12 protein-coding genes are annotated in these 16,013 nt (G+C 66.4%); 8 read left to right on the top strand and 4 right to left on the bottom strand.

Features of this window, described 5'->3' with window-relative positions:
- Window positions 1-5 precede the first annotated feature (5 nt).
- The 6 genes from IEW24_RS20085 to IEW24_RS20110 all read left to right on the top strand — a co-directional run bounded on the left by IEW24_RS20085 (window position 6) and on the right by IEW24_RS20110 (window position 7,564).
- Window positions 6-1,958: a long-chain fatty acid--CoA ligase gene (locus IEW24_RS20085; RefSeq protein ID WP_188581975.1), complete on the top strand. Its 1,953-nt coding sequence runs from the start codon at window positions 6-8 to the stop codon at window positions 1,956-1,958.
- Window positions 1,959-2,067: 109 nt separating this feature from the next.
- Complete coding sequence (locus IEW24_RS20090) at window positions 2,068-2,961, top strand: branched-chain amino acid ABC transporter permease (protein WP_188581978.1); 894 nt, start codon at window positions 2,068-2,070, stop codon at window positions 2,959-2,961.
- Window positions 2,961-4,031, top strand: a complete 1,071-nt coding sequence (locus tag IEW24_RS20095; RefSeq protein ID WP_188581980.1) for a branched-chain amino acid ABC transporter permease — start codon at window positions 2,961-2,963, stop codon at window positions 4,029-4,031. Before IEW24_RS20090 ends, IEW24_RS20095 begins: the two co-directional genes overlap by 1 nt.
- Window positions 4,032-4,118: 87 nt before the next feature.
- Window positions 4,119-5,405 carry an ABC transporter substrate-binding protein gene (locus IEW24_RS20100; RefSeq protein WP_188581982.1) on the top strand — a complete coding sequence of 429 codons (1,287 nt, stop codon included), beginning with the start codon at window positions 4,119-4,121 and terminating at the stop codon, window positions 5,403-5,405.
- Between the two features lie 67 nt (window positions 5,406-5,472).
- Window positions 5,473-6,315, top strand: coding sequence for an ABC transporter ATP-binding protein (locus IEW24_RS20105; RefSeq protein ID WP_188581984.1), 843 nt, complete (start codon window positions 5,473-5,475; stop codon window positions 6,313-6,315).
- A gap of 16 nt (window positions 6,316-6,331) precedes the next feature.
- Window positions 6,332-7,564, top strand: a complete 1,233-nt coding sequence (locus IEW24_RS20110; protein ID WP_188581986.1) for a phenylacetate--CoA ligase family protein — start codon at window positions 6,332-6,334, stop codon at window positions 7,562-7,564.
- Window positions 7,565-7,837: 273 nt separating this feature from the next.
- Here IEW24_RS20110 and metH read toward each other — a convergent pair whose 3' ends face one another.
- From metH to IEW24_RS20125, 3 genes are all read right to left on the bottom strand, one after another.
- The gene (gene metH / locus IEW24_RS20115; protein ID WP_188581989.1) at window positions 7,838-11,584 is read right to left on the bottom strand and encodes a methionine synthase; all 3,747 of its coding nucleotides are present in this window, start codon (window positions 11,582-11,584) and stop codon (window positions 7,838-7,840) included.
- A gap of 84 nt (window positions 11,585-11,668) precedes the next feature.
- Window positions 11,669-12,586 carry a methylenetetrahydrofolate reductase [NAD(P)H] gene (metF, locus tag IEW24_RS20120; protein ID WP_188581991.1) on the bottom strand — a complete coding sequence of 306 codons (918 nt, stop codon included), beginning with the start codon at window positions 12,584-12,586 and terminating at the stop codon, window positions 11,669-11,671.
- Window positions 12,587-12,588: 2 nt separating this feature from the next.
- Window positions 12,589-13,608, bottom strand: coding sequence for an ArsR/SmtB family transcription factor (locus tag IEW24_RS20125; protein ID WP_188581993.1), 1,020 nt, complete (start codon window positions 13,606-13,608; stop codon window positions 12,589-12,591).
- A 256-nt stretch (window positions 13,609-13,864) separates the two neighbouring features.
- Here IEW24_RS20125 and IEW24_RS20130 point away from each other — a divergent pair, with 256 nt between their 5' ends.
- A complete protein-coding gene (locus IEW24_RS20130) occupies window positions 13,865-15,094 on the top strand; it encodes a L,D-transpeptidase (RefSeq protein WP_244644560.1) in 1,230 nt (409 codons plus the stop codon).
- 98 nt (window positions 15,095-15,192) lie between these two features.
- The gene (locus IEW24_RS20135; protein WP_188581995.1) at window positions 15,193-15,666 is read left to right on the top strand and encodes a GNAT family N-acetyltransferase; all 474 of its coding nucleotides are present in this window, start codon (window positions 15,193-15,195) and stop codon (window positions 15,664-15,666) included.
- A 9-nt stretch (window positions 15,667-15,675) separates the two neighbouring features.
- Here the strand turns inward: IEW24_RS20135 and IEW24_RS20140 are convergent, their stop codons facing one another.
- A complete protein-coding gene (locus IEW24_RS20140; protein WP_188581997.1) occupies window positions 15,676-15,960 on the bottom strand; it encodes a hypothetical protein in 285 nt (94 codons plus the stop codon).
- Between the last annotated feature and the right edge of the window lie 53 nt (window positions 15,961-16,013).

The following is a 16,013-nucleotide window of genomic DNA, read 5'->3' on the forward strand; positions in this document are numbered from 1 at the left end:
GCGCCATGACGCAGCTTCCGGTTCCGGCCTATCCGGATGTCACCCGCCACGACACCTTCCCCAAGCTGCTGGCGCTGCATGCGGCCGAGCACGGGGCCGACATCTGGCTGCGCGAGAAGGATCTCGGCATCTGGAACGCCTATACGTGGCGACAGGTGGAGGACCGCGTGCGCCAGATGGCGCTCGGCCTTCTGGAGCTGGGTGTCGGGCGTGGCGACGTCATCGGCATCATCGGCGACAATCGGCCGGAATGGCTGATGGGTGAGATCGCCGCTCATGCGGTGGGCGGGATGTCGCTGGGCATTTATCGCGATGCGCTGGCCGACGAGGTCGCCTATCTCATCACCTATGCCGGCGTGCGGGTGATCTTCGCCGAGGACGAGGAGCAGGTGGACAAGCTGCTCCAGTTGGGCGACCGCATCCCCACAGTGCAGCACATCGTCTATGCCGACCCGCGCGGCCTGCGCAAATATGACGATCCCCGCCTGATCCCGCTCTCCGACGTGAAGGCGCGCGGGGCCGAGCGGCATGCCCGCGAGCCCGGCTGCTATGCGGGGCTTGTGGCTGCCGGCAACGGGGATGACGTGGCGATCCTGTGTACCACGTCCGGCACCACCTCGCACCCCAAGCTCGCCATGCTCACCGGCGGGGCAATGCTGCGGCATTGTGCGGCTTATCTTGCCGCGGATCCGCGTACGCCGGAGGACGAATATGTCTCGGTGCTGCAGATGCCGTGGATCATGGAGCAGATCTACGCCTTTGGTCAGGCGCTCATCTCTCGCATGAAGGTGAACTTCGTGGAGGAAAGCGAAACCACCATGGCCGACATGCGCGAGATCGGCCCCACCTTCGTGCTGTTCGCCCCCCGCGTGTGGGAGCAGATTGCCGCCGACGTGCGCGCGCGCATCATGGATGCCTCCTTCTTCAAGCTCGCCATGTTCGAGTTCGGCATGGCGCGCGGCCTCAAGGCACTGGACGAGGGGCGGCGCTCAAGGCTGGCGGACTTCGTCCTTTTCCGCGCCCTGCGCGACCGGCTGGGCTTCTCTCGCCTCGTCTCGGCCGCCACCGGCGGGGCGGCGCTGGGGCCGGACACCTTCCGCTTCTTCCTGGCGCTCGGCGTGCCCATGCGCCAGCTCTACGGCCAGACCGAACTGCTCGGCGCCTATACGCTGCACGCGCGCGACGACGTGAATTTTGACACTGTGGGCAAGCCGTTCGCGGGCGTGGACATCCGCATCGACGATCCGGATCCCAACGGGCTGGGCGAGATCATCACCCGCCATCCCAATCCCTTCGCGGGCTACTACCTCAATGAGGAAGAGACCGCGAAGTCGCTGGAAGAAGGTGGCTGGCTGCGCACCGGGGATGCGGGCTATTTCGACAAGCGCGACCACCTCGTGGTGATCGACCGCGTGCGCGATCTCGCCCGCACCGTGCAGGGCGACCGCTTCTCGCCGCAATATATCGAGAACAAGCTGAAATTCTCGCCCTTTGTGGCCGAGGCCGTGGTGTTGGGTGACGGGCGCGAGAGTCTGGCTGCCATCATCTGCATCCGCTTCCCCATTGTCTCCAAATGGGCTGAAAAGAACCGCATCGCCTTCACCACATATACCGACCTGTCCTCGCGCCCCGAGGTGACGGAGCTGCTGCGTTCGGAGGTGGAGAAGGTGAATGCGACGCTTGCGGAAAAGCAGCGCCTCTCGCGCTTCCTGCTGCTCTACAAGGAGCTGGACGCGGACGACGGCGAGCTGACCCGCACCCGCAAGGTGCGGCGCGGCGTCATCAATGAGCGCTATGGCGAGATCATCGACGCCATGTATCGCGGTGATCGCAAGATCGACGTGGACACCACCATCGCCTTTCAGGACGGCACGAAGCAGCGCATCCGCACGGTGCTGAACGTGGTGCCTCTTGATCCCCAGGCGCCGGATGGCGCGGGCAAGAGGAGGGCGGCGTAATGGCTGTTCCTGCACGCGCGGATGGAGCGCCGTGGCCCGGCGAATGGGTGCCGACGGGTGGCCCGGCCGGATCCCGATCACACACTCTCCCCCTCACGAGGATCGCCCGATGACCTCCTCGCTCCTCATCCAGCTCATCATCAACGGGCTCATCATCGGCACGCTCTATGGCGTGGTGGGCATGTGCTTCGTGCTCATCTACAAGGCCTCGCAGGTGGTGAACTTCGCGCAGGGTGAGTTTCTGCTCATCGGCGCCTGGGCCTGCTGGTGGCTGCTCACCTACTGGCAGATCCCCTTCTTCTGGGGCTTCCTCATCTCCATCGCCTTCATGATGGTATTCGGCCTCGTGCTGCAGATGTTGGTGCTGCGCCCGCTCATCGGCGAGCCCATCATCTCCGTCATCATGGTGACGATCGGCCTCAGCATCTTCTTTCAGGCGCTGATGAAGTGGATGTTCGGCACCTTCGCCCAGCCCTTCCCGCCCATCTTCAGCGTACAGCGGGTGGAGATCCTCGGCCTTCAGGTGCAGACCGCCTATCTCATGTCCACGGCGGTGAGCCTTGCGATCATGGCGGGATTTGCGTGGTTCTTCAAATACTCGCGTATCGGCCTTGCCATGCGCGCCACCGCCTATTCGCAGCAGGTGGCGCAGTCGCTCGGCATCTCCGTACGCCAGATGTTCGCGCTCTCCTGGGGTATCTCGGCGGCGGTCTCGGCGGTTGCCGGCGTGGTGGTGGGCATCGTCAATGGCGTGTCCTCGGCGCTCTCCTATTTCGGCATCAAGGTGTTTCCGGCCGTCATCCTCGGCGGGCTGGATTCCATCTTCGGCGCGGTGGTGGGCGGGCTCATCATCGGCGTGCTGGAGAATGTCGCCCACTATTTCGACAGCCAGTTCCTCAAATGGGGCAACCTCTATGAGATCGCGCCCTTTTACGCCCTCATCCTCATTCTGATGATCAAGCCTTACGGCCTGTTCGGCACCCGCGACATCGAGAGGGTCTGATGGCGACCACTTCGCTCCGCCCCTGCGGCGACTATCGTTCCAGCTACCGGGCCGACCAGACGCTGTTCGACACCCGCCTCTCCATGCTGTTCTGCGCGGGCGGCGTGGTGCTGCTGCTGTTCGCGCCTTTTGTGCTCTCCGGTTATGTGCTGAGCCTGATGATCCAGATCGGCTATCTGGGTATCGCCGCGCTGGGCCTGAACATTCTGGTCGGTTTCTCCGGCCAGATCTCCATCGGCCATGCTGTGTTCTACGGCTTCGGTGGCTTCGCCTCCTGCTATCTGTCGCACAAGGGCGTACCGGTGCCGCTGGCCATTGTGCTGGCGGGGCTCTGGACCACGGCGGTGGGCCTGCTGTTCGGCCTGCCGGCAGCAAGGGTGAAGGGCCTCTATCTGGCCATCGCCACGCTCGCCGCCCAGTTCATCCTCCAGGACTTTTTCGTGCGCGCTACGTGGTTCACCGGCGGCACCTCCGGGGCGGTGGCTGAGCCTTTCACCCTGTTCGGCTTCGATATGTCGGGCGACCACCGCTATTTCTACGTGGTGCTGTTCTTCTTCGTGGTGCTGTATCTGGGCGCCGCGAACCTGATGCGCAGCCGCGACGGCCGGGCGCTGGTGGCGGTGCGTGATCATTATCTCTCCGCCGAGATGATGGGGGTTAATCTCACCAAATACCGCACCATGGCCTTCGGCATCTCCTCCTTCTATGCCGGCATCGCGGGTGCGCTCTATGCGCACTACATCGGCTACATGTCGGTGGAAGGGCTCGACATCCTGTTCTCCATCCAGTTCCTCGCCATGATCATCATCGGCGGGCTCGGCTCGGTGATGGGTTCCCTGCTCGGCACCATCTTCATGGTGCTGCTGCCCGAACTGACCGGCGCGCTGGCCGGCGCGCTTCAGGGCAGTGCCATCGACAAGGCGCTGCATCTGAAGGACGGCATCACCTACATGCGCGAGATGCTGATCGGTGCGGTCATCATCCTGTTCCTGATCTTCGAGCCGGATGGCCTCGCCCATCGCTGGCGCCAGATCAAGGCTTACTGGAAGCTGTATCCCTTCTCGTACTGAGTATCCGCTTAAATTGGGGATGGCCGGAACCGGAGGCAGAAGACCACCGGGCCGGGGTTGAGGAAACCGTCAAGAGGAGACAGACGCATGAGGACCGTTGCTTTATCGCTCGTCTCGGTGCTGGCGCTCGCTGCCGCCACGCCGGCGCTGGCCCAGCAGACCATCAATATTGGCCACCTCGCCGATTATTCCGGCGGCACCTCGGACGTGGGCCAGCCCTACGGACAGGGCGTGCAGGACACCATCGCGTTCATCAACAAGAATGGCGGGGTGAACGGCAAGACCATCAATTCCGACTTCAACGAATACGGCTATCAGGTGCCGCGCGCGCTGGCCGCCTTCAAGAAGTGGACGTCCGGCTCCGACAAGGTGGTGGCCATCCAGGGCTGGGGCACGGCGGACACCGAGGCGCTGGTCGCCATGGTGACCAAGGAGCAGATTCCCTATTATTCCGGCTCCTATTCCGCCTCGCTGACCGACCCCACCGGCAAGGCCGGCCCCAAGAGCGAGCGCGCCGCGCCCTATAATTTCTTCTACGGCCCGTCCTATTCTGATGCCGCGCGCGCCATGGTGCAGTGGGCGGCGGACGACTGGAAGGCCAAGGGCGGGCAGGGCAAGCCCAAGTGGGTGCACATGGGTGCCAACCACCCCTATCCCAACTCGCCGAAAGCCGCCGCCGAGGCCTATGCCAAGGAACTGGGATTCGACGTGCTGGAGCCCATCACCTTCGCTCTGACGCCGGGTGACTACACCGCCCAGTGCCTGACCCTGAAGCAGGGCGGCGCCAATTACGCCTATCTCGGCAATACGGCCGGCTCCAACATCTCGGTGCTGAAGGCCTGCGAGACGGCGGGCGTGAAGGTGCAGTTCCTCGGCAATGTATGGGGCATGGGCGAGGAGGCCATGAAGGCCGCCGGTACGGCTGCCAACGGCGTCGTCTTCCCGGTGCGCACCGCCGTGACCTGGACCGGCTCCGCGCCGGGGCTGGAGACCTTCAAGGAGATCTCCAAGCAGTCCGACCCCTCCGGCAACGCCTATCGCTCCGTGCATTACATGACCGCCGTCTGCACCGTCCTCTACATGAAGGAAGCCATGCAGTGGGCGGACAAGAATGGCGGCGTAACCGGGCCGAAGATCGCTGAGGGCATGTACCAGAAGAAGGACTGGGTGCCCGAGGGCACCACCGGCGTGTGCAACCCCTCCACCTGGACCAACACCGACCATCGCCCGACCATGACGGTGGACCTCTATCGCTCGGTGGTGAGCGGGCCGACGGACGGTTCGCTGGCCGAGCTGGTGAAGTCCGGCGCCATCAAGCTGGAGAAGGTCGCCACCATCAAGCTCGACCGCAAGACCGAGCTGCAGGGCTGGTGAGCCAAGGCTGAGGGCGGGGCGCCACCGCGCGCCCCGCCCTGACCATCTGATCAACGGAGAGACCGCCATGGCCGAGGCCGCGCTGAAGATGGACGCCCCGCCTGCCGCGAGCACGGGCACGCCGCTGCTGGCCGTGGACAATATCGAGGTGGTCTATAACGACGTCATCCTCGTGCTGCGCGGCCTCTCGCTGAAAGTGCCCAAGGGCCAGATCGTGGCTCTACTCGGCTCCAACGGCGCGGGAAAGTCCACCACGCTCAAAGCCATCTCCGGCCTGCTGAAGTCCGAGGACGGCGAGGTCACGCGCGGCGACATCACCTTCGAGGGCGAGCGGATCAAGGGCATCGAGCCAGACCGCATCGTGCGCAAGGGCATCTTCCAGGTGATGGAAGGCCGCCGCATCATCGGCGACATGACCGTGCTGGAAAACCTGCGCCTCGGCGCCTTCACCCGCCGCGACAATGGCGTGAAGGAGGATATCGAGCGCGTCTATCATTATTTCCCGCGCCTGAAGGAGCGCACGGGCCTTGCCGGCTATCTCTCCGGCGGCGAGCAGCAGATGCTGGCCATCGGCCGGGCGATCATGGCGCGGCCGAAGCTCATCCTCATGGACGAGCCCTCCATGGGCCTCTCGCCGCTGCTGGTGAAGGAGGTGTTCGCCATCATCAAGCAGCTCAACACCGATCTCGGCGTTACCATCCTGCTGGTGGAGCAGAACGCGCGCGTGGCGCTCTCCGTGGCCGATACCGGCTATATCATGGAGCAGGGCAAGATCGTGCTCGATGGCACCGCTGACCAGTTGCGCAACAATGAGGATGTGAAGGAATTCTACCTCGGGCAGGGCGGCGGCGAGGAGCGCAAGTCGTTCAAGAATCTGAAATCCTTCAAGCGCCGCAAGCGCTGGCTGTGAGCGAGGCGAGGCCGAGATGACCGTGACCTTCGACGCGCTGGAAACCCGCGACCCGCAAGTCCGCGAAGCCGAGCTGATGACGGCGCTGCCGCGCCAGATCGCGCTGGCGAAGACCCGCTCGGCCTATTTCGGCACCCTGCTGGCGGATGTGGACCCGGAGGCCATCACCAGCCGCGCGGCATTGGCGAAACTTCCCGTCACCCGTAAGTCGGCGCTGCTGGACTTGCAGCCCAAAAGCCTGCCGTTCGGTGGGCTGAACGGCACGGTGCCGGGCGGGCTCGCGCGCATCTTCATGTCGCCGGGGCCGATCTACGATCCGGAAGGGCGCAAGCCCGATTACTGGCGCTTCGCCCGCGCGCTCTATGCCGCCGGTTTCCGCGCCGGCGAGATCGTGCACAACTGCTTCTCCTATCACCTCACCCCCGCCGGCTCCATGGTGGAGAGCGGCGCCCATGCGCTCGGCTGCGCCGTGGTGCCCGGCGGTGTGGGGCAGACCGATCTGCAATTGCGCGCCATCGCCGACATCCGCCCCAACGGCTATGGCGGCACGCCCTCGTTTCTCAAGATTCTCCTCGACCGTGCGCGGGAGGAGGGCACGGACATCTCTTCCCTCACCAAGGCGCTGGTCTCGGGCGAGGCCTACCTGCCCGCCCAGCGCGCCGAGTTCAAGGCGGCGGGCGTCATCGCGCGCCAGTGTTACGGCACCGCGGACCTCGGCCTCGTCGCCTATGAGAGCGAGGCGGAGGAGGGGATGATCGCCGACGAGCATCTGATCATCGAGATCCTGCGCCCCGGCACCGGCGATCCGGTGGAGGAAGAGGGCGAGGTCGGCGAGGTGGTGGTGACGCTGCTGGAGGAGGACTATCCGCTGGTGCGCTTCGCCACCGGCGATCTCTCCGCCGTGCTGCCGGGCATCAGCCCCTGCGGGCGCACCAACACGCGCCTGCGCGGCTGGCTCGGCCGGGCGGATCAGGTGACCAAGATCCGCGGCATGTTCGTGCATCCGGTGCAGGTGACCGCCGCCGTGAAGAAGCACCCCGCCGTCGCCCGCGCCCGTCTCGTGGTGGAACGCGCGGGCGATCAGGACGACATGGTGCTGGAGTATGAGGCTTCCGGCAGCGTCGCCGAGGAGCGCCTGCTGGACGACCTGCGCGCCGCCACCAAGCTGCGCGCGCGCCTCGTGCCGCTGGCGCCGGGGACGCTCCCGGCTGACGCCAAGACCATCGAGGACCGCCGTCCGGTGGGCTGAGCGGGCGCTCAGTTCTCGGCGCGCTTCCTTTGGATACAGCCAGAGCCGAAGCGCAGTGCGCCGCCCCTCCCATAACAGACCGTCATCCCCGGACTTGATCCGGGGATCCACGTGGCTGTTCCGGGTATAACGCTTGGCAAGCAGCGGATCAGTCCCGCCTTCCCTTCACACGTCGCACCATCGGCCCGACGTGGATGCCCGGGTCAAGCCCGGGCATGACGCTTCCTCTGTGGGACAGCCCGGGCTCTGCTGGTCCGGACCGTTTCGCTCCCCTCACTCCGCCGCGGCGCGGCGGGTGGGGTCGTAGTTCAGGATGGGGGCGAGCCACTTCTCGCCCTCCGCCACCGTCCAGCCCTTGCGGGCGGCATAGTCTTCCACCTGATCGCGCTCGATGCGGCCGACGCCGAAATAGGCGCTTTCCGGATGGGCGAAATAGAGGCCCGACACCGCCGCGCCTGGCCACATGGCGAAGCTCTCCGTCAGCTCCAGCCCGATCTGGCTGGTGGCATCCAGAAGCTCGAACAGCGTGCCCTTCTCCGTATGGTCGGGCTGGGCCGGATAGCCCGGCGCCGGGCGGATGCCGCGATACTTCTCCGAGATCAGATCCTCATTGGTGAGACCCTCGTCCGGGGCATAGGCCCAGAACTGGGTGCGCACCAGATGATGCATGCGCTCGGCAAACGCCTCCGCGAGACGGTCGCACAGGGCCTTGAGCAGGATGGCGGAATAGTCGTCGTTGGCCGCCTTGAAGGCGTCGGTGCGCTCCTGCTCACCAATGCCGGCTGTCACCGCGAAGCCGCCGATATAATCATGCACGCCCGTGTCCACCGGAGCGATGAAATCGGCCAGAGCGAGGTTGGAGCGGCCCTCGCGGCGGGCGAGCTGCTGGCGCAAGGTGTGCAGCGTGGCACGCGGCGTCATGCGGCCCTCGTCGTGGAACAGCACGATGTCGTCGTCCACCGCATTGGCCGGCCAGAAGCCGATCACGGCCTTCGCCGTCACCCACTTCTCGTCGATCATCTTCTTCAGCATCGCCTGCGCATCGGCGAAGAGGTTGCGGGCGGCCTCGCCCACCAGATCGTCCTGAAGGATGGCCGGATACTTGCCCGTCAGCTCCCACGAGGCGAAGAAGGGCGACCAGTCGATGAAGGGCACCAGATCCGCGAGGTCGTAGTCCTCGAACACCTTGGTGCCGAGGAACGTCGGCTTGGCGGGGGCTTCCGCCTTGAAGTCCAGCTTCAAAGCGTTGTCACGGGCGCTCTTCAGCGGCACGCGCTGCTTGTTGGCATCGGCGCGGGCATGGGCATCGGCCAGCTTCACATATTCGGCCTTGATGTCGGCCATGTAGGTGTCGCGGGTCTCGGGGCTGAGCAGGTTGGAGACCACGCCCACCGCGCGGCTGGCGTCGGTCACATAGACCGCCTGCCCGCGATGATACTGCGGGGCGATCTTCACCGCCGTGTGGACACGCGAGGTGGTGGCGCCGCCGATGAGCAGCGGCACGACAAAGCCTTCGCGCTCCATCTCGGAGGCCACCGTCACCATCTCGTCCAGCGAGGGGGTGATGAGGCCGGAGAGGCCGATCACGTCCACCTTCTCCGCCTTGGCCACTTCGAGGATCTTGGCGGTGGGCACCATCACGCCGAGGTCGATGACCTCGTAATTGTTGCACTGGAGCACGACGCCGACGATGTTCTTGCCGATGTCGTGCACGTCGCCCTTGACGGTGGCCATGAGGATCTTGCCCGCAGCCGAGGCCTCGGTGATCCCCATTTCCTCCTTTTCCTTCTCCATGAAGGGCATGAGATAGGCCACCGCCTGCTTCATCACGCGGGCGGACTTGACCACCTGCGGCAGGAACATCTTGCCGGCGCCGAACAGGTCGCCGACGATGTTCATGCCGCTCATCAGCGGGCCTTCGATCACATGCAGCGGGCGGGCAGCGGCGGCCCGCGCCTCCTCGGTGTCGGCCTCCACATATTCGGTGATGCCGTTCACCAGCGCATGGGCGAGGCGCTTGTCCACCGGCTGCGTCCGCCAGGTGAGGTCGGCTTCCTTCTTCTCCTTGCCGGCGCCGCCCTTGAAACCTTCGGCCAGAGCCAGCAGGCGGTCGGTGGCGTCGGGGTTGCGGTTGAGCACCACATCCTCGCAGGCCTCGCGCAGCTCGGCGGGGATCTCGTCATAGACCGCGAGCTGGCCCGCGTTGACGATGCCCATGTCCATCCCGACCTTGATGGCGTGATAGAGGAACACCGCGTGCATGGCCTCGCGCACGGGCTCGTTGCCGCGGAACGAGAAGGAGAGGTTGGAGACGCCGCCAGAGATGTGGGCGTGCGGCAGGTTCTGGCGGATCCAGCGCGTCGCCTCGATGAAGTAGACGCCATAGGGCGCATGCTCCTCGATGCCGGTGGCCACCGCGAACACGTTGGGATCGAAGATGATGTCTTCCGGCGGGAAGCCGATCTCATCCACGAGGATCCTGTAGGCGCGCGCGCAGATCTCGGTCTTGCGCTCGAATGTGTCGGCCTGGCCCTGCTCGTCGAAGGCCATCACCACCACGGCGGCGCCGTAGCGGCGCACGAGGCGTGCATAGTGGCGGAACTGCTCCTCCCCCTCCTTCATGGAGATGGAGTTCACGATGCCCTTGCCCTGAATGCACTTCAGGCCCGCTTCGATGATGTCCCACTTGGAACTGTCCACCATCACCGGCACCCGCGAGATGTCGGGCTCGGAGGCGATGAGGTTCAGATACTCGACCATGGCCTTCTTGCTGTCGAGCAGGCCCTCATCCATGTTGATGTCGATGACCTGCGCGCCGCTTTCCACCTGATCGCGGGCCACATCCAGCGCCGCGCCGTAATCGGCATTGGTGATCAGCTTGCGGAAGCGGGCGGAGCCGGTGACGTTGGTGCGCTCACCCACGTTCACGAACGGGATCTGCGGCGTCAGCTCGAACGGCTCGAGGCCGGAGAGGCGCAGCATGGGGTCGAGCTCGGGCAGCGGGCGCGGCGGCTTGCCGGCCACCGCCTTGGCGATGGCGCCGATATGGTCCGGCGTGGTGCCGCAGCAGCCGCCCACGATGTTGACGAGGCCGGAGGCGGCGAACTCGCCCACCAGCTCGCCCATGGCCTCGGGGCTCTCGTCATAGAGGCCGAACTCATTGGGCAGGCCGGCATTGGGATAGGCGCAGACGAAGGTGTCCGCCACCCGGCCGAGCTCGGCGATATGGGCGCGCATCTCCTTGGCGCCCAGCGCGCAGTTGAGGCCGATGGAGAAGGGCTGCGCGTGGCGCAGCGAATACCAGAAGGCGGTGGGCGTCTGGCCGGAGAGGGTGCGGCCGGAAAGGTCGGTGATGGTGCCGGAGATCATCACCGGCAGGCGGCAGCCCTTCTCCTCGAACACGGTCTCCACCGCGAACACGGCGGCCTTGGCGTTCAGCGTGTCGAAGATGGTCTCGATGAGGATGATGTCGGAGCCGCCGTCCATCAGGCCGCGCACTTCTTCCGCATAGGCCACGGCCAGCTCGTCGAAGCTGGTGGCGCGGAAGCCGGGGTTGTTCACGTCCGGCGAGATGGAGGCGGTGCGGTTGGTGGGGCCGATGGCGCCGGCGACGAAGCGCGGGCGGCCGTCGCGCTTTTCGGCCTCATCGGCGGCCTCGCGGGCGAGGCGCGCGCCTTCCACATTCAGCTCATAGGCCAGCGCCTCCATGCCGTAGTCGGCCTGGGCGATGGTGGTGGAGGAGAAGGTGTTGGTCTCGACGATGTCGGCGCCGGCGAGGAAATACTTCAGGTGGATCGCCCGCACGTCGTCCGGGCGGGTGAGGTTGAGGATGTCGTTATTGCCCTTGATGTCCTGCGGCCAGTCGGCGAAGCGCGCGCCGCGATAGCCGGCCTCGTCCAGCTTCAGGCCCTGGATCATGGTGCCCATGGCGCCGTCGAGCACGAGAATGCGCTCGCGGGCGGCGGCGAGAAGGAGGGGCGTGCGGTCGGCCGGAGCGGCGGAAGCGGGGACGGTCGTCATGGGGCACCCGTGGAGCCGTGCCGCCGGGCGGGCGGCCGGAAAGAGGAACCGGCGGGACCATCCCGCCGGGACATCAGTTCGTCGTCAGGCCGAAGCCGCCTCGGCCTTCACCTCCACCGGGGCGCGCAGGCCCAGGAGGTGGCAGACGGCATACACGAGATCGGCGCGGTTCAGCGTATAGAAATGGATATCCGTGACACCACGATCAACCAGATCCATCACCTGCTCGGCCGCCACGGCGGCGGCGATCAGCTTGCGCGTTTCCGGGTCGTCGTCCAGTCCTTCGAAGCGGGCGGCCAGCCAGTCCGGCACACTGGCGCCGGTGGCGGCGGCAAACTTCGCGGCCTGCTTGAAATTGGTCACGGGCAGGATGCCGGGCACGATCGGAATGTCGATGCCACGCGCGTGCACCTTGTCCAGATAGCGGAAATAGACGTCGTTATCGAAGAAGAACTGGCTGATGGCGCGGCTGGCGCCAGCCTCCACCTTGCCCTTCAGCACGTCGATGTCGGCGTCCAGGCCCGGGCTTTCCGGGTGCTTCTCGGGATAGGCCGAAACGGACACCTCGAAATCGCCCAGCTTCTTGATGCCAGCCACGAGATCGGCGGCATAGGCATAGCCGCCGGGATGGGGCTCATAGGCGGTACCCACCCCGGTGGTCGGGTCGCCGCGCAGGGCCACGATGTGCTTCACGCCGGCGTCCGCATAGGAGCGCACCACCTCGTCGATCTCCGCCTTGGTGGCGGCGACGCAGGTGAGATGGGCGGCAGGCGCCAGCGTGGTTTCCTTGACGATGCGCGCCACGGTGGCGTGGGTGCGCTCGCGGGTGGAGCCGCCGGCGCCATAGGTCACGGAGACGAAGCGCGGGTTCAGAGGCGCAAGCCGGCCGATGGAGGCCCAGAGCGTGCGCTCCATCTCCTCGGTCTTGGGCGGAAAGAATTCGAACGAGACGGAGACCGGCGGCTTACCCAGCGCGCGGCTCGCCCTGACGGGCCCGGACATACTCAACCCTCCCTCAATTCCCCGGTCTGGTCCCGCTTGCGCGGGTCACGGCCCAGCCAGAGCGATACGATCAGGCGGCCCTCGGCGTCCTGCGCCGGGGCCAGCGTCTTGAAGCCCACGGGCTCGAGCCCGGCCTGCGTCATCCAGCCGGCCACCGTCTCGGCAGAGAAGCCGAGGCGGCGGTGGGCATGGGCGTCGCGCAGGAATTCGAGATCGTGGGGTGCGAAGTCGACCACCAGCAGGCGCCCGCCGGGGCGCAGCACACGGGCGGCCTCGCGCACGGCGCGCGCGCCGTCGTCGATGAAGTGCAGCACCTGATGGATGATGACGGCATCGAAACTGTCGCGCGGCATGGCCAGATTGAAGATATCGCCCTGCCGCACGGAGCAGTTGCGCAGGCCCGCGCGCTCCAGATTGGCGCGCGCTACCGCCAGCATGTCGGGCGAGAGGTCGAGCCCGAGCCCGCGCGAGATACGCTCGCCGAACAGCTCCAGCATGCGGCCGGTTCCGGTGCCCAGATCCAGCAGCGCCTCCATGGGGGCATCGCCCATGATCTCCAGCGCGGCGGCTTCCACTTCCGCCTCGGGGGCGTGCAGGCCGCGGATGCGGCCCCACTCCTCCGCATGGGCGCGGAAATAGGCCTGCGCGGCGGAGGCACGGGCGGCGCGCACATCGGCGAGGCGCTCGCGGTCGCGCTGGAGGATGGGGTCGGCGGTGTCCAGCAGCGCTAGCAGGCGGGCGGCGAGCACGCCGTTGGCGCCCTCGGTGGCGCGGCGATAGAAGACCCAGCTGGCCTCGCGATGCCGCTCCACCAGCCCGGCCTCGGCCAGAAGCTTGAGATGGCGGGAGATGCGCGGCTGCGACTGGCCCATGATCTCGGTGAGATCGGAGACGGTGAGGTCAGCCTCTCCCAGCACCGCCAGCAGGCGCAGGCGCGTGTCCTCGCCGGCCGCCTTGAGGCCGTCGAGCAGGGTGCCGAACGCGAGGCGCGGCGAAAATTCGGAGGGCAGACCGAAAGACATAAAGATATCTTTATGTGCAAAGAAAGCACAGTGCAAGAGGACTCGTTAACGAGGCTTGCATGGGGCCTTCACGATCCTTTGTCGGCGGCCTACCAAGCATTGCACCGCACTGCCGCGAGGACTACAGACCGAATCTCGGAACCAAATCCGCGTCTGTGTCCTTGAAGCCACAACAGCACGTCCTGAGATCACGGTGGGTCGTGATTTACGGCCGCGTTTCCAATTTTGACACGTTTTCGGGGTTAACACCGGTCCCATGACGCTGCGCAAAACCATCCTCCTCTCCCTCGGGGCCTCGCTGCTCGCCGTGTCGGCGCACGCGCAGGGCCTTCCCGGACGCTACTACCTGCCGACCTCGGGCGACGAGACGACGGGTGCCGTGACCACCGAGGCGCCTCCGGCGGCTCTGCCGCAGTCCGGCCCGGCGGGTTCCGTGCCCGGCTATGACGACCCTTATGCGCGCCCCGCCCGGCGCAGCGATGCGGTCGAGAGCGCCCCGATTGCCGCGCCCTCCGGTGCCGCGCAGGCCACGTATCCGCAGCAGGGCTACGCCACCGCTCCGCAGGGCTATCCGCAGCAGCAGGGTTACGCCCAGCCTGCGGCGCAGGGTTCGCAGCCCATGTCTATTGCCCCGCAGGGCGGCTATGCCGCCGGCCAGCCGGTGCAGAGCCAGCCGCAGGGTTATCCGCAGCAGGGCTACCAGCAGCCTCAGCAGGCTTATGGCCAGCAGGGCCAGCAGGTAGCGCCGCGCGCCGGCTACGCTCCGCCGCAGAGCTATGAGCAGCAGCAGGCCATGCAGCCGGGCCAGAACCCCTCGCAGGGTTATGTTGTCCAGCCGCAGCAGGGCTACGTGCAGCCGGGTCAGGGCCAGGGCTACGTCCAGCAGCAGGCGGCGGTTCAGCCTCCGGCTGGCGTGTATGGCGCCAATTCGGCCGTGGTGCCCGGCACCAACGAGGCCCCGTCCGGTCCGCGCATCGAGGATGTGGACCCGAGCGAGCCGGTTCCGGATCGCTTCCGCCGCCAGGAAGTGGCCTATGTGACCACCCAGCCGGCCGGCACCATCGTCATCGATACGCCGAACACCTATCTCTATTACGTGATGGGCAACGGCCGGGCCATGCGCTACGGCATCGGCGTGGGCCGCGACGGCTTCGACTGGGCCGGCACCGAGAAGATCTCCCGCAAGGCCGAATGGGCCGACTGGCGTCCGCCGGCGGAGATGATCCAGCGCCAGCCTTACCTGCCGCGCTTCATGGCCGGCGGCCCGGGCAATCCGCTCGGCGCCCGCACGCTCTATCTGGGCGGCACTATCTATCGCATCCACGGCACCAATGAGCCGCAGACCATCGGAAAGTTCGTGTCCTCGGGCTGCTTCCGCATGCTCAACAACGACGTGGAAGACCTCTACGCCCGCGTGAATGTGGGCACCCGGGTGGTCATCCTGCCGAAGGGCGGCGCCGGCCGTCAGGCCAACGCCCAGCGCTGATCGCGCTCTGGCTCCAGCTTCAAAAGGGCGCGCCTCGGGCGCGCCCTTTTTCGTTTGCGCCCGGTCGTGCTAGCGAAGGGGCAGGGCAGGAGAACGGCATGAGCGGGACGGTTTCAGGCGTGCAAAGCGTGGTCGTGCGGCACCCCGTAGCGGCGGATGAAGCGAACTGGCGCCGCCTCTGGGCCGGCTACAACGATTTCTACAACGCCGACGTGCCCGACGAAGTGACGTCCTATACGTGGCGGCGTGTGCTCGATCCGGCCTCCGACGTCTTCGGACTCGTCGCGGAGGTGGACGGGCAACTGGCCGGCATGGCGCTCTGCGTGGCGCATGAGGGTACGTGGAGCCTGTCGAAGCTCTGCTATCTCGAAGATTTGTTCGTCGATCCGTCCGTGCGCGGGGCGGGCGTGGCGCGGGCCATCATGGATCATCTGGTGGCGCTGTGCGAAGCCAACGGCTGGTCCGACCTCTACTGGCACACCCGCGATACCAATGCCGCCGCCCGCCGGCTCTATGACAGCTACGTCAAGGTGGACGACCATGTGCGCTATCGCATGGAGCTGAACCGCTGATCGCTGCCCTCACTCCACCGCCGTGTGATCGCGGCCGCAATGACCGCACCTGCGGCGGGGGATGGGACTGCGGCCGGTAATCAGGCCCTTGCCGCTGCTGAAGAGCGAGAGGCCACAGGTGGGGCAGGCGAACAGATAGAGCGCCGCCAGCCCGTGACCGAGCCAGAAGGCCGCCCCGAACAGCAGGCCCACCGGCCCGAGCGTGCCGCGCAGAAGCGGCAGCCACCACGGAAAGCTGATCAGCACCAGGGCGCTCCAGAGTGCGAACAGCCAGGACCTGACGTAAATCGACATCTCACCTCTGCGGTTCGCGGCGGCAGCGGCGGCATTGAACAGTGTTCGTGCCG

The organism is Azorhizobium oxalatiphilum (assembly GCF_014635325.1).
Taxonomy (GTDB): Bacteria; Pseudomonadota; Alphaproteobacteria; order Rhizobiales; family Xanthobacteraceae; genus Azorhizobium; species Azorhizobium oxalatiphilum.